At 64.9% G+C, this 19,104-nt stretch carries 24 protein-coding genes and 1 pseudogene; 21 read left to right on the top strand and 4 right to left on the bottom strand.

The features are described from left to right. Nucleotides 1-9: 9 nt before the first annotated feature. Nucleotides 10-723 (bottom strand): inorganic phosphate transporter, encoded by a 714-nt coding sequence (locus tag A5777_RS06655; RefSeq protein ID WP_231894968.1) that lies wholly within the window; start codon nucleotides 721-723, stop codon nucleotides 10-12. Nucleotides 724-1,118: 395 nt separating this feature from the next. On the opposite strand from A5777_RS06655, the gene infA reads away from it, so the two are divergent. The 9 genes from infA (at nucleotide 1,119) to A5777_RS06615 (ending at nucleotide 6,504) form a co-directional block, all read left to right on the top strand. Next, complete coding sequence (gene infA / locus A5777_RS06650; protein WP_005170487.1) at nucleotides 1,119-1,340, top strand: translation initiation factor IF-1; 222 nt, start codon at nucleotides 1,119-1,121, stop codon at nucleotides 1,338-1,340. Nucleotides 1,341-1,427: 87 nt separating this feature from the next. Beyond that, on the top strand, nucleotides 1,428-1,541 hold the full coding sequence (gene rpmJ, locus A5777_RS24060) for a 50S ribosomal protein L36 (protein WP_005207978.1): 114 nt from the start codon (nucleotides 1,428-1,430) through the stop codon (nucleotides 1,539-1,541). A gap of 289 nt (nucleotides 1,542-1,830) precedes the next feature. Next, complete coding sequence (gene rpsM / locus A5777_RS06645) at nucleotides 1,831-2,199, top strand: 30S ribosomal protein S13 (protein ID WP_005207979.1); 369 nt, start codon at nucleotides 1,831-1,833, stop codon at nucleotides 2,197-2,199. Next, nucleotides 2,199-2,606, top strand: a complete 408-nt coding sequence (gene rpsK, locus A5777_RS06640; RefSeq protein WP_005207980.1) for a 30S ribosomal protein S11 — start codon at nucleotides 2,199-2,201, stop codon at nucleotides 2,604-2,606. Before rpsM ends, rpsK begins: the two co-directional genes overlap by 1 nt. A 23-nt stretch (nucleotides 2,607-2,629) precedes the next feature. Beyond that, nucleotides 2,630-3,235 (top strand): 30S ribosomal protein S4, encoded by a 606-nt coding sequence (gene rpsD, locus A5777_RS06635; protein WP_064862061.1) that lies wholly within the window; start codon nucleotides 2,630-2,632, stop codon nucleotides 3,233-3,235. Nucleotides 3,236-3,331: 96 nt separating this feature from the next. Beyond that, the gene (locus tag A5777_RS06630) at nucleotides 3,332-4,384 is read left to right on the top strand and encodes a DNA-directed RNA polymerase subunit alpha (RefSeq protein ID WP_005207982.1); all 1,053 of its coding nucleotides are present in this window, start codon (nucleotides 3,332-3,334) and stop codon (nucleotides 4,382-4,384) included. A 60-nt stretch (nucleotides 4,385-4,444) separates the two neighbouring features. Continuing rightward, nucleotides 4,445-5,053, top strand: coding sequence for a 50S ribosomal protein L17 (gene rplQ / locus A5777_RS06625; RefSeq protein ID WP_064862060.1), 609 nt, complete (start codon nucleotides 4,445-4,447; stop codon nucleotides 5,051-5,053). 24 nt (nucleotides 5,054-5,077) lie between these two features. Beyond that, a complete protein-coding gene (gene truA, locus A5777_RS06620) occupies nucleotides 5,078-5,965 on the top strand; it encodes a tRNA pseudouridine(38-40) synthase TruA (RefSeq protein ID WP_064862059.1) in 888 nt (295 codons plus the stop codon). Between the two features lie 107 nt (nucleotides 5,966-6,072). Beyond that, the gene (locus A5777_RS06615; RefSeq protein ID WP_156529295.1) at nucleotides 6,073-6,504 is read left to right on the top strand and encodes a hypothetical protein; all 432 of its coding nucleotides are present in this window, start codon (nucleotides 6,073-6,075) and stop codon (nucleotides 6,502-6,504) included. A gap of 46 nt (nucleotides 6,505-6,550) precedes the next feature. Here the strand turns inward: A5777_RS06615 and A5777_RS06610 are convergent, their stop codons facing one another. From A5777_RS06610 to A5777_RS06600, 3 genes are all read right to left on the bottom strand, one after another. Continuing rightward, on the bottom strand, nucleotides 6,551-6,955 hold the full coding sequence (locus tag A5777_RS06610) for a hypothetical protein (RefSeq protein ID WP_064862057.1): 405 nt from the start codon (nucleotides 6,953-6,955) through the stop codon (nucleotides 6,551-6,553). A 255-nt stretch (nucleotides 6,956-7,210) separates the two neighbouring features. After that, nucleotides 7,211-7,786 carry a TM2 domain-containing protein gene (locus A5777_RS06605; RefSeq protein ID WP_064862056.1) on the bottom strand — a complete coding sequence of 192 codons (576 nt, stop codon included), beginning with the start codon at nucleotides 7,784-7,786 and terminating at the stop codon, nucleotides 7,211-7,213. Nucleotides 7,787-7,868: 82 nt separating this feature from the next. Beyond that, nucleotides 7,869-8,879 (bottom strand): alpha/beta fold hydrolase, encoded by a 1,011-nt coding sequence (locus A5777_RS06600; RefSeq protein WP_231894971.1) that lies wholly within the window; start codon nucleotides 8,877-8,879, stop codon nucleotides 7,869-7,871. 274 nt (nucleotides 8,880-9,153) lie between these two features. Here A5777_RS06600 and A5777_RS06595 point away from each other — a divergent pair. The 12 genes and pseudogenes from A5777_RS06595 to A5777_RS06540 all read left to right on the top strand — a co-directional run. Then, nucleotides 9,154-9,756 (top strand): annotated as a pseudogene (locus tag A5777_RS06595) (DedA family protein); the annotation flags it as partial. A 555-nt stretch (nucleotides 9,757-10,311) separates the two neighbouring features. After that, nucleotides 10,312-10,623, top strand: coding sequence for a hypothetical protein (locus tag A5777_RS06590; RefSeq protein WP_051994049.1), 312 nt, complete (start codon nucleotides 10,312-10,314; stop codon nucleotides 10,621-10,623). Between the two features lie 10 nt (nucleotides 10,624-10,633). Next, on the top strand, nucleotides 10,634-10,948 hold the full coding sequence (locus A5777_RS06585; protein WP_082933568.1) for a YbaB/EbfC family nucleoid-associated protein: 315 nt from the start codon (nucleotides 10,634-10,636) through the stop codon (nucleotides 10,946-10,948). 151 nt (nucleotides 10,949-11,099) lie between these two features. Next, entirely contained in the window at nucleotides 11,100-11,408 is a 309-nt protein-coding gene (locus tag A5777_RS06580; protein WP_005207992.1) for a type VII secretion target, read from the top strand. Continuing rightward, on the top strand, nucleotides 11,405-12,823 hold the full coding sequence (locus tag A5777_RS06575; protein ID WP_387316751.1) for a hypothetical protein: 1,419 nt from the start codon (nucleotides 11,405-11,407) through the stop codon (nucleotides 12,821-12,823). The genes A5777_RS06580 and A5777_RS06575 overlap by 4 nt, the downstream gene beginning before the upstream one ends. A gap of 48 nt (nucleotides 12,824-12,871) precedes the next feature. After that, a complete protein-coding gene (locus A5777_RS06570) occupies nucleotides 12,872-13,177 on the top strand; it encodes a PE family protein (RefSeq protein ID WP_064862053.1) in 306 nt (101 codons plus the stop codon). A 115-nt stretch (nucleotides 13,178-13,292) separates the two neighbouring features. Continuing rightward, on the top strand, nucleotides 13,293-14,348 hold the full coding sequence (locus A5777_RS06565) for a PPE domain-containing protein (protein WP_064862052.1): 1,056 nt from the start codon (nucleotides 13,293-13,295) through the stop codon (nucleotides 14,346-14,348). Beyond that, on the top strand, nucleotides 14,345-15,208 hold the full coding sequence (locus A5777_RS06560) for an ESX secretion-associated protein EspG (protein ID WP_064862051.1): 864 nt from the start codon (nucleotides 14,345-14,347) through the stop codon (nucleotides 15,206-15,208). Before A5777_RS06565 ends, A5777_RS06560 begins: the two co-directional genes overlap by 4 nt. A 124-nt stretch (nucleotides 15,209-15,332) precedes the next feature. Continuing rightward, the gene (locus A5777_RS06555; protein WP_005207997.1) at nucleotides 15,333-15,662 is read left to right on the top strand and encodes a WXG100 family type VII secretion target; all 330 of its coding nucleotides are present in this window, start codon (nucleotides 15,333-15,335) and stop codon (nucleotides 15,660-15,662) included. A 118-nt stretch (nucleotides 15,663-15,780) separates the two neighbouring features. Beyond that, the gene (locus A5777_RS06550) at nucleotides 15,781-16,077 is read left to right on the top strand and encodes a WXG100 family type VII secretion target (RefSeq protein WP_005207998.1); all 297 of its coding nucleotides are present in this window, start codon (nucleotides 15,781-15,783) and stop codon (nucleotides 16,075-16,077) included. 185 nt (nucleotides 16,078-16,262) lie between these two features. After that, complete coding sequence (locus A5777_RS06545) at nucleotides 16,263-17,219, top strand: cation diffusion facilitator family transporter (RefSeq protein ID WP_005207999.1); 957 nt, start codon at nucleotides 16,263-16,265, stop codon at nucleotides 17,217-17,219. A gap of 186 nt (nucleotides 17,220-17,405) precedes the next feature. Beyond that, nucleotides 17,406-18,911, top strand: coding sequence for an APC family permease (locus A5777_RS06540; protein WP_064862063.1), 1,506 nt, complete (start codon nucleotides 17,406-17,408; stop codon nucleotides 18,909-18,911). The last annotated feature ends 193 nt before the right edge of the window (nucleotides 18,912-19,104 follow it).

Below are 19,104 nucleotides of genomic sequence, written 5' to 3'. Positions count from 1 at the left end.
CCTCGGCTGCTACCTGTTCATTGCCCTAGGAACTCTGTCAGGCGGATGGCGCATCGTCCGGACGATGGGCACCGGCAGTGACGATCCGGTCTGGGTGAGGTGGCCGGTCGAGACCAGGAGGCCCGCGACGATGCCCATCGTCTTCTGTGCGTCGTTGCCGCCGTGGGCAAGCGAGATGGCTCCCGACGATGCGAGCTGGAACCACCGGAAGAGTTTCTCCGTGCGCAGGACGGGTGCGCGGAAGAGCGCTGCGCGCAGGATGAGCATGAGCGCACCGCCGAGCAAAAGACCCGCGAGTGGCGAGATCACAATGAATGCCGCGGTCTTCTCGACACTCGACGCCTTGATCGCTTCGATGCCACCCTTGATCAGCGCGGCGCCGACGAGGCCGCCGATGAGGGCGTGCGACGACGACGTCGGGATTCCGAAGTGCCACGAGAGGAAGTTCCAGATGACCGCGGCGAGCAGTGCGGCGAAGACGACGGCAACGCTGTAGTACTGCGCCTTCACCGTCTCTCCGACGGTGTCCGCGACCGCGGTCCCGATCAGGAAGAAGGCGAGGAAGTTCCAGCCGGCCGCCCACACAACCGCGACCTTGGGCTTGAGGACGTGCGTCGCGACCACGGTGGCGATGGAGTTCGCCGAATCGTGGAATCCGTTCGTGAAGTCGAACAGCGCCGCAAGCGCGATGATGCCGACCACTGCAAGTGTTGTGAGGTCCACTCAATCCAGAGTGATAGCCGGTGGATGCCGGATGGGCTCTCCAGACGACTCGTGCGCAACTCTTCGGAGTGTGTTCATCCCACGGTCACCCCGTCGGGCGAAATGTCGGAGTCGCGTCAGACCAGCTTCCCGGGTTCGGGTCAGACGGCACGGGTTTGGACTGTTAGGCCAGTTCGCGTAGGATTGAACGTCGGTGCGCTTGTCGTGCCGGTATGCGCATGCCATCTACCCGGTGAGCGCGGCCGGAGACATCGCCGCCAGGCCCTCGCTCTCGGAGCGGGTGCCAACACACTAACGGATAAACACAGATTCAACCGGGCAGTGGGGTGAATCGTTCGTCCGGGCACTTGTTGCCCTGCGAGCGGATCGCGACGCCGCCGAGGATCGCGGAGGACATGGCGAAGAAAGACGGGGCCATCGAGGTCGAGGGACGGGTTATCGAACCCCTGCCCAATGCGATGTTTCGCATTGAGCTGGAGAACGGTCACAAGGTTCTCGCCCACATCAGCGGCAAGATGCGGCAGCACTACATCCGCATCCTGCCCGAGGATCGGGTCGTCGTGGAACTCTCGCCGTACGACCTCGGTCGCGGGCGCATCGTTTACCGCTACAAGTAAGACTTCCCGGCCGAGACCGGTCCGGGACAACCCTCGTGTGGTGCGGCCATTCGGTCGTGCCCACGGGCGACAACAGGAGAGATTGACGTGAAGGTTCAGCCGAGCGTCAAGCCGATCTGTGAAAAGTGCAAAGTGATCCGCCGTAACGGCCGGGTCATGGTGATCTGCGAGAACCTGCGCCACAAGCAGCGTCAGGGCTGATCACTCCCACGGTCGTACGACCGTGGAGCACCCCACCAGATCGCTTGGTGAAACACACAACTGAATACACACACCAGAGCTGAGCAGAACTTGTGAAGCCCTCCCAGCACCAGCGGCGACAGACGCGTCACCGCCTACCTCCGGACTGTGTCACGCGGACCACCGCTCGACACCGCGCAGCGAGTACGACTCGCTTCGTGCAGAGGCCGGAGCCCCTCAGAGCAAGCAGTACAGACGAGTAGGGGACGGACCGGGAGAAGACCTCTGAAAAGTAAAGGAAATCCGCCACATGGCACGTGTTGCTGGTGTCGATCTTCCCCGCGAGAAGCGGCTCGAGATCGCACTGACCTACATCTACGGAGTTGGGCGTACCACCTCCAAGGAGATCCTTGCGGGCACCGGGCTGAGCCCCGACCTGCGCGCCAAGGACCTCACCGACGCAGACGTCACAAAGCTGCGTGAGTACATCGAAGGCTCGGTGAAGGTCGAGGGTGACCTGCGCCGCGAGGTGCAGGCCGATATCCGTCGCAAGATCGAGATCGGCTGCTACCAGGGTCTGCGCCACCGTCGTGGCCTGCCCGTCCGTGGACAGCGCACCAAGACCAATGCCCGTACTCGTAAGGGCCCGAAGAAGACCATCGCCGGGAAGAAGAAGTAATGCCTCCGAAGTCACGTAGCGCAGGCCCCAAGAAGGGCGCACGCCGTCGCGATAAAAAGAACGTCCCGCACGGCAACGCACACATCAAGTCGACGTTCAACAACACCATCGTGTCGATCACCGACCCCAACGGCAATGTCATCAGCTGGGCATCGTCGGGTCACGTCGGCTTCAAGGGCTCGCGCAAGAGCACCCCGTTCGCGGCTCAGCTCGCGGCCGAGAACGCTGCGCGCAAGGCCCAGGAGCACGGCGTCAAGAAGGTCGACGTGTTCGTCAAGGGACCGGGTTCGGGTCGCGAGACCGCCATCCGGTCGCTGCAGGCAGCCGGCCTCGAAGTCGGCACCATTTCCGATGTCACCCCGCAGCCGCACAACGGTTGCCGTCCGCCCAAGCGGCGTCGGGTCTAGCGGGAAAGGGAGGAAGAGAAAACATGGCTCGTTATACCGGCCCCGCAACAAAGAAGTCCCGTCGTCTGCGCGTCGACCTCATCGGAGGCGACCAGGCGTTCGAGCGTCGCCCCTACCCGCCCGGCCAGCACGGCCGCTCGCGGATCAAGGAGAGCGAATACCTGCAGCAGCTGCAGGAGAAGCAGAAGGCACGCTTCACCTACGGAGTGATGGAAAAGCAGTTCCGTCGCTACTACGAGGAAGCCAATCGTCGTAACGGCAAGACCGGCGACGAGCTGCTGCGCATCCTCGAGACCCGTCTCGACAACGTTGTCTACCGCGCAGGTTTGGCACGTACCCGTCGTCAGGCACGTCAGCTGGTCACCCACGGTCACTTCACCGTCAACGGTGTGCGCGTGGATGTCCCCAGCTACCGCGTCAGCCAGTACGACATCATCGACGTGCGCCCGAAGTCGCTGGCAACCACCCCGTTCCAGATCGCCAAGGAGCTCGTCGGCGATCGTCCGGTTCCGGGCTGGCTGCAGGTGGTTCCTTCGACGCTGCGCATCCTCGTGCACAACGTGCCCGAGCGCGCTCAGATCGAGGTTCCGCTCACCGAGCAGCTCATCGTCGAGTTCTACTCGAAGTAGCAACGAGTTCACATCAAGTAAAACCAAGCAGCACAAGCTGTTTCGGTCCACTTCTAGGCCGTCATATAGCGGTCGGCCACAAGGAGAAATCAAGAAATGCTCATCTCACAGCGACCAACCCTCACCGAGGAGATCATCGCCGACGACCGGTCGAAGTTCGTTATCGAACCGCTCGAGCCGGGCTTTGGCTACACCCTCGGTAACTCGCTGCGTCGTACCCTGCTCAGCTCGATCCCGGGCGCTGCGATCACCAGCATCCGCATCGACGGAGTTCTGCACGAGTTCACCACCGTCCCCGGCGTGAAGGAAGATGTCACCGACATCATCCTGAACCTCAAGGGCCTCGTGGTGAGCTCCGAAGAGGACGAGCCGGTCACCATGTATGTGCGTAAGCAGGGTCCGGGCACCGTCACCGGTGCTGACATCGTGCCGCCCGCAGGCGTCACCGTGCACAACCCGGATCTGCACATCGCCACCCTGAACGACAAGGGCAAGCTCGAGATCGAGCTCGTCGTCGAGCGGGGCCGTGGTTACGTGCCTGCCGTGCAGAACAAGGCGTCGGGAGCCGAGATCGGCCGTATCCCGGTCGACTCGATCTACTCGCCGGTGCTGAAGGTCACCTACAAGGTGGAGGCCACCCGCGTCGAGCAGCGCACCGACTTCGACCGTTTGGTGCTCGACGTCGAGACCAAGAACTCGATCAGCGCTCGTGACGCCCTGGCGTCCGCGGGTAAGACCCTGGTCGAGCTGTTCGGTCTGGCTCGGGAGCTCAACGTCGAGGCTGAGGGAATCGAGATCGGGCCGTCGCCTGCGGAGGCTGACCACATCGCGTCGTTCAGCCTGCCGATCGAGGATCTGGATCTGACCGTCCGTTCGTACAACTGCCTCAAGCGCGAAGGTGTTCACACCGTCGGCGAGCTGGTTGCACGTACCGAGTCGGATCTGCTCGACATCCGCAACTTCGGTCAGAAGTCGATCGACGAGGTGAAGGTCAAGCTGCACACCCTGGGATTGTCGCTCAAGGACAGCCCGGCCAGCTTCGATCCGTCGCAGGTCGCCGGTTACGACCCGGCAACCGGAACGTGGTCGGACGACGCGTCATTCGACGCCGACTCCGGTGAGGATTTCGCGGAGACCGAGCAGCTCTAGTCGCTGCGACTGCCAAACCTGACTCGTCGAGCGATCGTCGGGTCCTCCTAGGAGAAGACAATGCCCAAGCCCACCAAGGGTGCCCGCCTCGGCGGGTCGGCCAGCCACCAGAAGGCGATGTTGGCGAATCTCGCCACGTCGCTCTTCGAGCACGGCCGCATCACCACCACCGAAGCAAAGGCCAAGCGCCTGCGCCCGTACGCGGAAAAGATCATCACCCACGCCAAGGCCGGCAAGCTGGCCAATCGTCGTGAGGTCATGAAGGACATCCGCGACAAGGACGTCGTCCACACGCTGTTCGCCGAGATCGGCCCGTTCTTCGCGGACCGTCCGGGCGGTTACACGCGCATCATCAAGACGCTCAACCGCAAGGGCGACAACGCCCCCATGGCAGTGATCGAGCTGGTGCGCGAGAACACCGCGTCGACCGAGGCCACCCGTGCCACCCGTGTCGCCGCGTCGAAGAAGGCCGCTGACGAGAAGGCCGCTGCTCCGGCAGCCGAGGCCGGCAACGTCGTCGAGGCCGTCGCCGACGAGGCAACCCCGGCACAGGTCGAGAACGCCGAGGCCGTTGCCGAGGCTGTCGACGATGAGTCGACGGCTGCCACCGCACCGGAGGCCGAAGCTGCCGACGCCGACGTCGACGGCGACAAGGCCGACGACAAGTAGGTCGGACGGCTGAACACGCCAGACATGAACGGACCCGCCACCACACCAGGTGGTGGGTCCGTTCGTTTGCGTTTCGACATCGGTTACGACGGAACCGATTTCGCGGGCTGGGCGCGACAGATCAGTCAGCGCACGGTATGTGAGGTCGTCGAGACGGCGTTGTCGACGGTGCTGCGGGTACCGGTCCGGCTGACCGTCGCAGGACGGACGGACGCGGGCGTTCACGCCACCGGGCAGGTTGCGCACGCCGACGTTCCCGTGTCCGCACTCGACACGCGCTCCATCGACGGCGACCCGGGGCGCCTCGTCGGACGACTCGCCAAGATGCTTCCCGACGATGTGCGCGTGAAGCAGGCCGCGTCGGTCAGTGACCACTTCGACGCACGGTTCTCGGCGCTGCGGCGTCACTACCGCTACCGACTCTCCGACGCGGTATTCGGCGCCGAACCGGTCCTCGCGCGCACCACCGCCGCATGGCGACGGCCGCTCGACGTGGAAGCGATGAACGCGGCGTCGTCGGCGTTGGTGGGCCTCAACGATTTTGCCGCCTTTTGTCGACGCCGCGAAGGCGCTACGACGATCCGCGATCTGCAACGGTTCTCGTGGTCACGTGACGCCGACGGCGTGCTGATCGGCGAGGTCAGCGCCGATGCGTTCTGCTGGTCGATGGTGCGTTCGCTTGTCGGTGCGGTGGCATCGGTGGGAGATGGTCGGCGCGATGTCGACTGGTGCCGAGCGCTTCTCGGCGAGCGCGAACGCAGCGCGAAGGTGCCCGTCGCCGAAGCGCGGGGCCTGTGTCTCGTCGGCGTCGATTATCCGGAGGCGCACGAGCTGGCCGCGCGCAATGCGATCACCCGCGACGTCCGGGTCGCGACAACCGAAGGCGCACAGGGATGTTGCGGCGACCAGTGATGAGAACGGCGGTATACGTCGATGGGTGAGCATCGTCCGGAGACGGTCGAGAAAGCAATCGCCGACTGCAGAGGGCTGCCGCCGCAGAGAAGATCGAGTGTGCCCGGTTGTCAGAGAACGAGGTGGCGTTGCGGGCAGACGGGGTGTCGAGCCTTGTGACGTTCGAGCCGGATGCCCACGCGTTTCGTCGCGAGGGACTCGGTGGAGTGCGCCGCCGATCGACTGGTGCCGGCGATCGATTTCCGGGCGCCGACAGGTTCCCGTTGAGCGACAGCGATTCCGCGGTGGGCTTCGGAATGAAGAGGTCGACGATCCTTGTCGGACGTGGACTCGAATTGTCGACCGCGCTGGTGAGAGAACCCGCGACCGGAAAATGGGAGTCGCAGCCCACGAACCGTGTGGGCTTTCTTGTCTACGACGAGTTGGTGTTGCACGGCTGGCATCAGCGGTGCAGCAAGCAGACGCTGGCACTGATTGCGTGTGTGGCTCTCGTGCTCACCGTGGTAATCGCCGTGCTTGCCGTGGCGTTTCTCGCCTGAGTCCGACCTGCTTGCTGCTCGTCTGATCGTCTGGCTGTCTGGGCCGTTACGCCGAATATGCGAGTGTCTGCGCGTAGTTGACGCGCGCGCCGAGGTCGGCAACGGCTGCCCGTGACATCACCGGGATCGCGGTGGTGTGGGCGACTGGTCCAGCAGACACGGTGATCTGCACGAACCCGATGGTGCGCTCCTCCTTCACCAGAAGAAACAGCAGGCCGAGTCCGCAGAACAGTACGGCCGTCACGATTCCCACGATGAGGGCCCACTGCGGGATCTCGTTGGTGGTGCGTGACATATCGACGAAGCTCCACCGCGACCCGGCCAGTGGTGCGTTGCCCGCGGGTGTGATGACCTGGCTGCGCGTGCAGTGGATGTCACCGATCGAGACGAGGATCGGATCGCTCGGCGGCGGTGCCGCAGCGTAGCTTCCCGGGGCAGGCGTCGGCGGCAACTCGACGTCTCTCCACGCGACCGGTTGATTCGGGCCCGCGAGGTTTCGACGGATCGGGGTTCGGCGCGTCCGGGTAGCTCACTGTGTCACCGTCCTCACGGGGGTCACCGTCCTCACGGGGGTCACCGTCCTCACGGGGGTCACCGTCCTCACGGGGGTCACCGTCGTCACTGGGTTCACCGTCGTCACTGGGTCGCGGTCCTCACTGGATCGCACTGGCTGCCATTGCACAGCAACGGCAGCCTCGTCAGGGCGTCAAGATCGGAGTTTGTAGCCGTTCGAGTCGCGGACGCTGCCGGTGAACATCATGATGGCGTCGACGAGGACCCAGATCCCGACCGCGGGCAGGATGAAGAAGCCGATGAAAAGGAACGTCGTGATCCACCCGACGATCGTCAGCACGAGCTGTGCGACGCCGATGCCGGTATATCCGAGGTAGAACCGTCCCGCGCCGAAACCGCCGAGGAACAGTTGGAGCAGGCCCGCCGTGACCTTGGATTTGCTCGAGAGGGGCTCACCGGTGAAGGGGTCGCGTCCGTACGGGGCCATCGGATCCGCGGCGCCGGGGTAACCGGCTTGCATCCCGTACCCGGGGGCCGCATATCCCTGAGCCCCGTATCCCTGGGCTCCGTATCCCTGGGCTCCATATCCCTGAGCGCCGTATCCCTGGGCTCCGTAGGTCGGCGAACCGGGGGTTCCGTTCTCGTACGGGAGCGGCATGAACTGGTCGCCGGCGGCGGGACCGAACGGTGATGGAGCGCCGTAGGGCGAAGAACCGTAGGGCTGCTCGTTGCCGCGGGCATCCTGGTTCGAATTGTCGGGATAGCTCATGGCGCCAATACTCGCATGGACCCCCGACAGGTGTCGCCCCCCGGGTCTCAACGAATGGCGTATGTCGTTCGGTCGGCTGACCTCAGGTTGCGCTCCGCTCGTCGTCGATGGCGTCGAACACTGCCTCGACGGTCTGCTCGTCGCCAACGATGTCGGAACTCTTGCGGCCCTCGGTCATCAGCCTGCGCCAGACCTGGGAGTCGAACTCCATGGGTTCGTTGCGTTCGAGGAACTCCATGACGACCTGCACGAAGCGTTCCGGGTCGTCGTGGAAGGGGAAGTGGCCCGAGCCGTGGAAAATCGACATCTCGCTGTGGCCGATCGCCGAATTCGCGAGCAGGGCGTGTTCGTAGGGGATGACGGTGTCGTCGTCGCCCCAGACAATCAAAACGGGCAGGTACTCGGTCAAGTAACATCGGTCGAGCATCGTGATCGATTGCCCTCGCCAGTCGACCACTGCCCGCAGGGTGCGGAGGAATGCCGCCGATGCGGTGGGTGCCGCGAGATCGCCGAGGACGCGAAGCAGATCCTCGTGGTCGTTGAGCATGCGTTTAGGTGACAGATCATGCGGGAGGTCGGGGATTCCCGGAGGCGTCGGCGTTGCGGCGATCACGCTGACGCCCAAACGGAGTGCAGGCAGCACTCCCGGAACCCGTAGTGCTGTGAGTGCGCTGTTGACCAGTGGCAACGTCACCAGCCTCAGGGCGGGGTTGACCTCCCGGCTGACGCCGCCCGCGGCGACCAGGACGAGCCGCTCGACGAACCTGGGGAACTGGTAGCAGAACTGCATTGCGACGCCGCCGCCGAGCGAGTGCCCGACGACGGTGACCTTGCTGATGCCGAGTACCACCAGCAGATCGCGCATGCCGTTTGCGAATGCTGGGACGGAGTAGTCGGCGCGCGGCTTGTCCGATCGTCCGTGCCCCAAGAGGTCGGGTGCGATGACGGTGTAGTGCTGGGCGAGCATGGGAATGACTTCGTTCCACGTCGACGAGTTGTCGCCGATGCCGTGGATGAGAAGCAGTGCCGGTCCGCTCCCCGCGATCCGATATGCCCGTCGGTAGCCGTGGATGACCTTGTATTCGATGCGCATTTCAGTGTCGGAGACCGGGCGTAGGTTGGCAGACGACGAGCCACCGGAACGTTTGATTCCGCCGACTCGGGTCGGGGCTTCTGACACGACTAACTCCTCGCGTGATCACAACGGCGTGATGTCTCGGCTGGCGGCATGTGACCACAACGCCTTACCTCCGAGTAAACACCTGATAGGCGTTGTCTGCCCACCATGTTGCAGCGAGTTAACGTGAGCGCAAACGAGTGGGTTCGACCACATCGCTGGCGCCCGGGTGTCGATAGGCTTGCGGGTAATGAATCCGTTCGACCTCGACGCGTTTCTGACCACGGGCGGGCTCGTCGGACTGTGCCTGCTGATCTTCATCGAAACGGGCCTGCTCATCGGTTTCGTATTCCCCGGCGACTCGATTCTGTTCACCGCGGGCGTCCTTGCGGCTCAGCCGGAACCTTTCGCCCCGCTCTGGCTGTTGTGTGTGCTGGTTCCGTTGGCCGCGATCCTCGGCGACCAGTGTGGATTCCTGATCGGTCGACGGCTCGGCCGCGGAGTGCTCGAGGGCCGTCTGATGCGCACAATCGGACCGACCTACATCGAGCGGACGCACCGCTTCTTCGACAGGTTCGGTCCGCTGACCGTGTTCTTCGGTCGGTTCATCGGGATCGTGCGCACATTGACCCCGCTTGTCGCGGGCTTCAGCGGGATGCGCCACTCGGTGTTCACGTTCTTCAGCGTTCTCGGCAGCATCGTCTGGGCGGCGGGCATCATCGTCCTCGGCTACTTCCTCGGGTCCGTGCCGATCATCCGCGATCACCTCGAACTGATCATCGTCGCGTCGGTGCTGACCGTGGTGGTGCCCACACTCATCGAGGGCGCCCGACGGTGGCGCGCAGTGCGTCGGCTGAAGGGGGTCGACGCAGTCGGGGCCGGTGGCGACGAGCGGGTCGGCGACGCTGAGGGTGGCGGTTCTGGGACCGGCAGTTGTGAGACCGGCAGTTCTGAGGGTGGCGGTTCTGAGGGTGACACCCCAGCCGGCGACGGCCATGAGGGTGGCGACTCGGACGTCGATGGACTGGGCGCGGGCTGCTCGGGAGAGTCGTAGAACTAGCATCGCGGGATCGCACACTCGATGCGCTCGCAGATGTTTACGCGTTTGTTCGTCGCGAAACGTAAAAATCCGACAGAATGACTTATCCACAAGCAAGCGTCGGGGTATCGCCGGGAGGCCCACCGGGTGGCAATATCTCAACGCACAACGCGCTTGACGAGTGAGGTCAGCAGCGCGGCCGGTGGGGTCATGCACGGTGGGGTCATATACGGAGGGGTCAGGGGGATGCGGGATCAGATGTCAGTCCAGCAGAACAATTTCGGGCAGCAGAACGATTTCGGGCAGCGCAACGACTTCGGGTCGACGAGCGACCACGAGTCGCAAGCGCAGGTTCCCGCAGCATTTCGAATGTCCTCTGCGCGATCACGATCCGGCGCGATCACGGTGGTGACCACACCGCAAGGTCTGCCGACGCGCGTCCGCATTGATCGATCGCAGCTCGAGAAGAGGCCTGACGTCCTCGCCGACGAGATCCTGCGGCTCTGCAGGCAATCGGCGATGGCCGCCGGTATCCGTTGGCGCGACGAGCTTCTCGAGGCCGGGGCGTCGCGCGACGTCGTCGATGCAATGGGCTTGCCGACCACCGACGACCTCTCCCGCGCCGAGCAACTCGACGACGAGCGCGACGACGTCCCGGCGTCGTGGCTGCGCCGGGTGTGAGGCGAAGACGATGACGGGTGCAATGGACGAACTCGAAGCGCGCGCACGGGCTCAACTGGGTCACCTTGCCGACTTCGGCGACCGGCTGGCCGCGTTGAGCGTGCGGGAGAGTTCGCCGGACGGACTGGTGACGGCGGAGGTCGACGGCAGTGGGGCGCTGACCGGTCTGTGGTTGGGAGAAGGCGCCAACGATCTCGGCGAGGTGCGGCTGGGCGAACAGATCGTCGCGACAGCACTTCTCGGTGCCCAACGTGCGTTCGCCGCACGTGCGGCGCTCACCGAAGAGTTCACCGCGGTCTTCGCCGAGCAGCTCGAGAGCCGATGACCGACACCGACGCAACGTCGGGAAATTCGATGGAACCTTTCGGGCGCAGGGCGCGTCAGATCCCCAAAGCTCGAAGAACCGCTCAAGCACAGATAGCCGCTCAAGCACAGAGAACCGTAAACCTGCAATCGCTCATCAACGAGGGGACCACATGGACAACGTGACGGTGACACCTGAAGTGCTGGAAGGCTTTGCGGCAACCAACGTGGCGATCGGCACCGCGGTAGGCGCGGCGGGCACGATCGACGCAGCGGCGAACACCGCTGCGATGATCGGGGTGTTCGGGCTCATCGGTCAAGAGTTCCTGGCGGCTTTCATCACCGCTCAGGCCAACCACTTGGTCGGGGTCGGGAGCCTCGCGGCCGTCCACGCATCGACTGCCGCGAGCACGGTGGCCGCACTCGCTGAATTCGACGCCAACGACGCGGCCGGTGCGGCAGCAATTCGGTCGGTGCTGTGAGCTCGCCGCAACCCGCCACGGGTGGGCCACATCTGCCCGACGCGATCGACACGTCGATGCCCGATGTTCCCGCGGTCAACAACATGTCGATCCAGGACATGATCGACGCCACGCCTCTCGGGCCGATCCTAGATAGGCCCGTTGGTGAGGTACTCGCCGGACTCGGCCTGCCGCAGATTCCACAAGTCCCGGCGCTACCGCCCATGCCGGGACTTCCGCCGCTGCCGACGATAGACATCGGCATGCTGCTCAAGCCGATCACCGATCTCCTGGGCGGATTCGGAACCGGCAACCTGGCCGGCGCACCGGTCGACCCGTCGATGCTCTTCGAGAGCTTGTCGACGGTGCTCGACACCGCGATGTCCACCGCCACACAGGCTCTCGGTGTGCTCGATACCTTGTGGGCGGGCCAGGCGTCGCTGGGTGCGACGACCAAAACGGCGCAGGCGAGCGCCGACAGTGCCGCGCTGTCGACCCAGGGCGGGGTGATGTCGATCGACATCCAAGCCGCAGCGGGGATCGTGGCGGCGGGCCTCGCGACCGTGCAGGGGATCATCGCGGCGACGATCGGCAAGATCGCGGTGCTCGGGCCGGGCCTTGTGACGCCGGTCGGGCAGGGCGCCGCGGTCGCATTCGCTACCGAGGGTCTTGCCGAGGCGACTGCCGCGGTCGCAGTGACTCGGGCCCAATTGCTCGGCCCGACAACGCAAATGGTCGTCAACGGGGCCCCTGTCAACGTGACCGCCCCGCCGACGGTCGCAACATCGGCAGCGCAGTCGCCGTTCGCGCTGGCCAGTTCGATCCTCGAGGCGGTCTCGCCCCTCGTCTCCACCGCGACACAACTGCCCTCTGCGTTGATGGCTCCTGTCAGCGAGATGCTCGGTATCGCCTCCGGCGACGGCGTCGACGCCGCACGTCTCGACCACGTCGCCGCCGGTGACGATCCCGATCTCGCAGGACCGCGCGGGGGATCGGGCGACGCCGCTGTCGGCGCGGCTGGGATGGGTGCCGGGGCTCTGGGTATGGGGGTTGGTGGTCTGGGTGCGGCGTCGGCGCCTCTCGGGGCCGCACGGGCGGGCATGTCTGCCGGGATCGGGAGCACCGAGCCTGCGTCGTTGACGCCGTCGCAGACAACTCGAACCGCCGGTACGACAACGACTCCCGTGCCGGCGTCAATGGCCCCGATGATGGCGGCGGGCGCGGCGCGCGGCGCAGCGGATGCCGCGGAGCACCACGAGATTCCTGACTACCTCGTCACCGAAGAACACGGTATGGAGGTGGTTGGCGAGTCGCACGAGGTGGCTCCCTCCGTGATCGGTGATCAACCTGCGCAACCCGAGTCATCGCCGACACCGGATATCCAACTTCGCCTCTTGTGGCACGACTCCGAACTGGAGACCGAGCCGCAGAGTTGATCCGTCCTCTCGCCAACGACCACTGTCCGAGACACCTGGAGGTGTGCCATGCCGGATCCGAAACTCAGCGTCGACCCCGACGAACTGATCACTGCCGCAAGAGATCTCGACCGATTGGCCGATCGAATTGAGGGCTCGGTGATCGGTACCGCCGATCGGCGGACGGTTGCCACGGCTGGTCGCGACGAGGTGTCAGTCGCGGTCGCGGGTTCCTTCGACGCCGTCGCGCGCGGGTTCGACGCCGACGCCGCGTCGGGAGTCCTCGAACTACGCAAAATCGCTGCCACATTGCGCGCCCAGGCGACACGGGTCGTCGACGCCGACGACGCGGTCGCACGCGGACTGCGTATCTGAGTCGGGCTGCGAAGCCGCACGTCAAGACATCGAGTACGACAAGAGCTGCCGGCGAATACCGCTGCAGTTGAATACCGCTGTAGCAGTCAAGCTCTCGACAGGAAGGAGGAGTGCAGTGACCGGTTTCACCGGCGTCATCTGGGACGCACGTACCACTGATCGGCTCGTGTCCGATCTCGCGTCCGGTGTCGGTCCTGCGCCCTTGATCGAGGCGGGAGGTGCATGGAGTGCTGTCGCGAGCGAGATGGGCGACGCCGCAGTCGAATACGGCACCATCCTGGCGCGGATGGGGGGATCGTGGGCATCCACCCACGCAAGCGAGGCGCTCGATCGACTGACCGCGTTGGGTGGCTGGTTTGCCGATGCCGCGGCGACCGCGGCGTCGAACGCTGTTCTCGCGCAGGAGCAGGGTGCGGCAGCAACAGTTGCGAGGCTGGCGATGCCCGCCGTCGGAGAGGTGGATCTGGTCGACGGACTGAGCGATCTCGCGAGGTCGGTGAGTGCGGTCGCGCCTGTCATCACGGGCGCTGCCGCCCACGCCGAGCGCGCCCGACACGACCAGCGCATGCGCGCGGCCCGCGTGATGGAGGCATACGAACAGGCTGCGACGCCCTCAGCGCAGCCGTGGCATGTCGAGGATCGCGCGCCGCTGCTGGTCTCCGACGCGGCACTGCTTGCCGAGCAGTCGGCGGCGAGCGCTGCTCGCAGCGCAGCGGACGCCGCGAACGTCGAGCCCCACACGGTGACAACAACAAACGCGACGACACGGCTGGCCGGGGGTGGATCGCCGTTCGGGCCAATGGTGCCGCCGCCGGTCACGGCCGGATACGCGGCGACGACCCTCGCGGCGGCCCCGCAGGCCACGGCGGCCGCTACGCCGACACCTACATCACGACCGATGCCATCGGAGTCGATGCCACCGCCCGTCGCCCCGTCGGTGGCTGCGACGACCGAGCAGCGTGTGACGCGAACAGTAGCGGTAGCCGCCGATCGCGGCGAACCGGTATGTGGCGCCGGGATCGCTCACGAGCCGCCTGCCACCTGGGCAGCCGCAGGCGTTGCGGTCTCCTCGCAGGTGACGATCGACTCCGGCGTTGAATCGGGCTCGCCGACAATAGATCCCGCCTATCTCGAGCAGACCCTTCGGCTCGGGGAGGTGTCGACGCGATGATCTGGACAGCGACGCGAGGTGGACGAGTGGATGTCGCGACTCTACGCCGGGTCGGTGCGCGGTTCGGTGTGACCACCTGGCCGGTCGTGCTCGACCTCCTCGCCATCGACGACGATGCCGAGCGTGCGCGCGCCGCACACTCCGCGGCCGACGCCCGCATCGCCGAGCTTCGACTCGTCGATGACGTGGGCGATCCCGTGCCATGGCTTGCGACCGCACTGCGGGTACTCGCGCTGCCCGACCGAGAGTTGGAGATCCGCACATTCACCGAATCCGACACCGTCCGTGCGTGTCTCGCGCGTCGCGACGATCACCACGTCTTCGCCGTGAGGAGCGGCGACACCATCGACATCACGGGCGTCGAGCTTCCTGACGTCGCCGCGGTCTCGGCGCTGGTACGTCGACACTGCACAGATCGCGGAGACGATGACAGGAGCGATCGGGGCATAGCGGACCAGAAACCCATAGCGCGCCCGGAACCCTTGGAGTTCGGTGCGCTCGCGTGTCCGTGCGACGAACTCGCAGATCGTCTCGGGCGTTGTCTGGCTACCGCTGAGGTCGCGCGAACACTGACGCGATTGGGTATGCCACCGGGCGATTCCGGCGCTGTGGCACGTGCTTTCGCGACGATTGAGCGTCGCATCGAAGTTGTCGCGGTCTCGCGCCGCGACGGAATGCTCACGCAATCCCCGGGAGCGCTCGGCGTCATCGACACAGCGCGAGGTCGAATTGTTGCCGGTCCCAGTAGATCTCCCGACGGCAGGGTGTGGACCACGCTGTCGCCGGGTTCGGGTCATCGCATCGGTCAGGCCGTGGGTCTGCTGATCGAGACCCTTCCCGACGGCTGGTGGCCCCGGTGACGTCCGGGCCACTCGTTCGGGAAGCGACGTCGGAACCGATTCCGAACGTCGTGCACACCAACGGTATCTGAGTCGCGGATACCGCGAGGCACCGTGATCGGTGCTCAACCACAGGAGGATCAGGATGCTCAATCTCGGTGACAACGGCGGGGGAGCGGTCAAGGTCGACGTCGAATCGGCAATGGCCACAACGAAATCGGTTGCGGGGGTGGTCGCCGACATGCAGGAGACCATCGGTCGCATCGCACGGGCATCGTCGAACGGCGCCGCGTCGTGGCAGGGCAAGGCGTCGGCGGCCTTCACCGATACCCACGCCGACTGGAACTCGTCGGCGCTGGCGTTGCACAACGCGCTCGACGACATTCGGAACAAGCTCAGCAGCGGCTTCACCGGATACGAGGACAACGATGCTCAGGTCGCGGGTGGTTTCCAGCCCGGAGGAGTGCGGATCTGAAGCAGGTTCTCACGATCAATCAGACTCGGGCACAACCACATTCACGCTCGACACATTCACGCTCGACACATTCACGCTCGGGAGCATTCGGTTCGAGCGATCAGAAGGGAATACAGACATGGGACAGATCGAATACAACTTTGCAGGTCTCGGCGATCTCAGCGGCAATCTCCAGTCGGAGTTCACGCGGCTGAGCGACCTCGCCGACGAACTCAAGCGGCAGGTCCACTCGCTCGACGCGATCTGGACGTCGGACATCGCCAAGGCGTCGTACGAGCAGGCGCAGGCGAATTGGGACCGCATCTTCCTTCAGTCGCGCGATCAACTGTTCGGCCTGCACCGCGGCGTGCAGAACGCGTCGAACACGATGTCGGAGCTCGACGGCGCGATCGGGCGCGGTTTCGGCTCCATCTGAATGTGACGTCCCGAATGGGGGCGGGGCGGGGTGGGGCCTGCGGTTGTGCCTGCGTGGTCCCATACCCGCCCGCGCGAAACGCCGGCATGTTCGTTCCGGGGTAGTCGGTTAGAGTCTCAGGCGACAAGAATGACCGGCGATGCCTGTGCGGCGGGCGGCAATGACGTCGATGGAAGGACAACACGGTGTCGGCAGAAGGTTCCAAGAAGGCAATTCTCGCGGCACTCGCGGCCAACGCCGGTATCGCCGTGGCCAAGTTCGTCGGATTCGCGATCACCGGGTCCTCGTCGATGCTCGCGGAGGGTGTGCACTCCGTCGCCGACACCAGCAATCAGGGGCTGTTGTTGCTCGGGCAGAAGCGCGCAAGCCAGGAGGCCGACCAGCTTCATCCGTTCGGTTATGGGCGCGCCCGGTACTTCTATTCGTTCGTTGTGGCGTTGGTGATCTTCACGCTCGGTTCTATGTTCGCGATCTATGAGGGCATCGAAAAGATCACCCACGCAAACGATCACGGACTCGAGTCGCCGATCGTCGCGATCGTGATCCTGCTTGTCGCCATCTGCCTCGAGGGCTACAGCTTCACGACGGCCATGCGTGAATCGCGCCCGCTCAAGGGCGGTGCGTCGTGGTGGCGATTCATCCGCAACTCGCGGAATCCGGAACTCCCGGTGGTTCTCCTCGAAGACACGGGCGCGTTGATCGGTCTTCTACTGGCGCTGCTCGGCGTCGGGTTGACCATGATCACCGGCAATGCGGTGTGGGACGGTATCGGAACGCTGGCGATCGGCGTTCTGCTCGGCGTGATCGCGATCGTGCTGATCGTCGAGATGAAGAGCCTTCTGATCGGAGAGGGTGCGACGGTGGAGGAAGAGGTCGCTCTCCGCGAAGCGCTCGAGTCCGATGGGGTCGATCGCGTCATTCACATGAAGACCCAGTACCTCGGGCCCGACGAGCTCCTCGTGGCCGCCAAGATCGCGATCCCGGCCGGGACAGATGTGGTGGCGGTCGCGCATATCATCGACGACGCCGAGGCGAGAATCCGTACGGCCGTGCCACAAGCGAGGATCATCTATCTCGAACCCGACATTGATCGGGGCTCGGCGCAGCCCGCCGCAGATCGGGCCGACATGTCTTCGCGTTAAAGCCCTCACACCACCCGCGCAGTCGGTAGCGTGTGAATCCGCGATAACCGGAACGCCGGTTGCGTGAGCACACTGTCGAGTCGGGGGATCACAAGTCACTCCGACCCTGCGTCGGTCGAGAAGACGGACGACGCGTCGACGATGCTGACCTGACACTGCTGACCAGAAATGCAGGGAGAAGCGCTGATGGCCAACGCGTTCACACGCACCAAGTCTGTCGAGCAGTCGATGGCCGACACCGACGAGCCCGAGCACAGACTTCGCAAGGATCTGACGTGGCGGGACCTCATCGTCTTCGGTGTCTCGGTCGTGATCGGTGCGGGTATCTTCACGATCACCGTGTCGACTGCCGGCGACAAAGCGGGGCCGGCGATCTCCCTGTCATTCGTCATGGCCGCCATCACCTGCGCGCTGGCGGCACTCTGTTATGCCGAGTTCGCCTCGACCGTTCCCGTCGCAGGGTCCGCATACACATTCGGCTACGCGACATTCGGTGAGTTCCTCGCCTGGATTCTCGGCTGGGATCTGATCCTGGAGTTCGCGGTCGGTGCGGCTGTGGTGTCGAAGGGATGGTCGAGCTACCTCGGCAGCGTGTTCGGTTTCTCCGGCGGGACCGTCGACATCGGGTCGCACACCATCGACTGGGGTGCGATCCTCATCGTCGCGGTTGTGACAACACTGCTCGCTCTGGGCACCAAGCTGTCGTCGCGTGTCAGCGCCGTGATCACCGCGATCAAGGTCGGCGTCGTGCTGCTCGTCATCGTCGTCGGCTTCTTCTACATCAAGACGGCGAACTACCACCCCTTCGTGCCGCCTGCGGAACACGCGGCAGGTGAAAAGGCTTCTGTCGATTCGACGCTCTTCTCGCTGATCACAGGAGGAGGCGACTCGTCCTACGGGTGGTACGGCGTGCTCGCCGCGGCGTCGATCGTGTTCTTCGCGTTCATCGGATTCGACGTCGTCGCCACCACCGCGGAGGAGACCCGCAATCCGCGCAAGGACGTTCCGAGGGGCATCCTCGGGTCGTTGCTGATCGTCACAGTGCTCTACGTGCTGGTCACGATCGTCGTCACCGGCATGGCGAACTACAAACAGCTCGCGAGCAGCGGCGGTGACTCGAAGAACCTCGCTGACGTCTTCGCGTTGAACGGGGTCACCTGGGCGGAGAAGGTGATCGCCATCGGCGCACTGGCGGGCTTGACGACGGTCGTCATGGTGCTGATGCTCGGCCAGTCACGCGTCGCCTTCGCGATGTGTCGCGACGGTCTGCTGCCGCGCGGGTTGGCCAAGACGAGTCCGCGGTTCGGAACCCCGGTGCGGTTGACCGTGCTGATCGGTGTTGTGGTCGCCGTGGTCGCGGGCTTCTTCCCGATCAACAAGCTCGAGGAGATGGTCAACGTCGGAACGCTCTTCGCGTTCATCGTCGTCGCCGCGGGTGTGCTGGTCTTGCGTCGAGCCCGGCCTGACCTCGAACGCGGGTTCACCGTTCCCGGTGGGCCGATCATTCCGGTGCTCGCGATCCTTGCGTGCCTGTGGCTGATGCTGAACCTGTCGGCGCTGACGTGGATTCGCTTCGTGATCTGGATGGTCATCGGCGTGCTGATCTACGTGCTCTACGGAATGCGCCATTCGATGGTTGGCCGTCGCGAGCGCGGCGAGGTCGAGGGCGTCGCCTCAGACAAGCATCTGTGAGCGTCGCCTCGCCGGGCTCGCACGGCACCGCGTTCGCGCCCGACGTGTGGCCAGCCATGGCCTTGTCTGCGGTATTAGATAGCCTCGTAGTGGAGTGACTTTCGGGTGCGCACTTCGCGTGCCCGTTCAATCGGCCGTCGGCGAACAGTCGGCGCGACACCCTCATACAGGCGCGTGCCCGGCGGCACACATC

The sequence above is a fragment of the Gordonia sp. 852002-10350_SCH5691597 genome (genome assembly GCF_001665715.1).
Lineage (GTDB): Bacteria > Actinomycetota > Actinomycetes > Mycobacteriales > Mycobacteriaceae > Gordonia > Gordonia sputi.
The sequence above is the reverse complement of the archived record's forward strand: the minus strand, read 5'-3'. Positions and strand labels throughout refer to the sequence as shown.

Coding starts and splice junctions, on each gene's coding strand:
- infA (WP_005170487.1), top strand. CDS start 1,119: ATGGCGAAGAAAGACGGGGCCATCGAGGTCGAGGGACGGGTTATCGAA.
- rpsM (WP_005207979.1), top strand. CDS start 1,831: ATGGCACGTGTTGCTGGTGTCGATCTTCCCCGCGAGAAGCGGCTCGAG.
- rpsK (WP_005207980.1), top strand. CDS start 2,199: ATGCCTCCGAAGTCACGTAGCGCAGGCCCCAAGAAGGGCGCACGCCGT.
- rpsD (WP_064862061.1), top strand. CDS start 2,630: ATGGCTCGTTATACCGGCCCCGCAACAAAGAAGTCCCGTCGTCTGCGC.
- A5777_RS06630 (WP_005207982.1), top strand. CDS start 3,332: ATGCTCATCTCACAGCGACCAACCCTCACCGAGGAGATCATCGCCGAC.
- rplQ (WP_064862060.1), top strand. CDS start 4,445: ATGCCCAAGCCCACCAAGGGTGCCCGCCTCGGCGGGTCGGCCAGCCAC.
- truA (WP_064862059.1), top strand. CDS start 5,078: ATGAACGGACCCGCCACCACACCAGGTGGTGGGTCCGTTCGTTTGCGT.
- A5777_RS06605 (WP_064862056.1), bottom strand. CDS start 7,786: ATGAGCTATCCCGACAATTCGAACCAGGATGCCCGCGGCAACGAGCAG.
- A5777_RS06600 (WP_231894971.1), bottom strand. CDS start 8,879: ATGCGCATCGAATACAAGGTCATCCACGGCTACCGACGGGCATATCGG.
- A5777_RS06590 (WP_051994049.1), top strand. CDS start 10,312: ATGTCCTCTGCGCGATCACGATCCGGCGCGATCACGGTGGTGACCACA.
- A5777_RS06585 (WP_082933568.1), top strand. CDS start 10,634: ATGACGGGTGCAATGGACGAACTCGAAGCGCGCGCACGGGCTCAACTG.
- A5777_RS06580 (WP_005207992.1), top strand. CDS start 11,100: ATGGACAACGTGACGGTGACACCTGAAGTGCTGGAAGGCTTTGCGGCA.
- A5777_RS06570 (WP_064862053.1), top strand. CDS start 12,872: ATGCCGGATCCGAAACTCAGCGTCGACCCCGACGAACTGATCACTGCC.
- A5777_RS06560 (WP_064862051.1), top strand. CDS start 14,345: ATGATCTGGACAGCGACGCGAGGTGGACGAGTGGATGTCGCGACTCTA.
- A5777_RS06555 (WP_005207997.1), top strand. CDS start 15,333: ATGCTCAATCTCGGTGACAACGGCGGGGGAGCGGTCAAGGTCGACGTC.
- A5777_RS06550 (WP_005207998.1), top strand. CDS start 15,781: ATGGGACAGATCGAATACAACTTTGCAGGTCTCGGCGATCTCAGCGGC.
- A5777_RS06540 (WP_064862063.1), top strand. CDS start 17,406: ATGGCCAACGCGTTCACACGCACCAAGTCTGTCGAGCAGTCGATGGCC.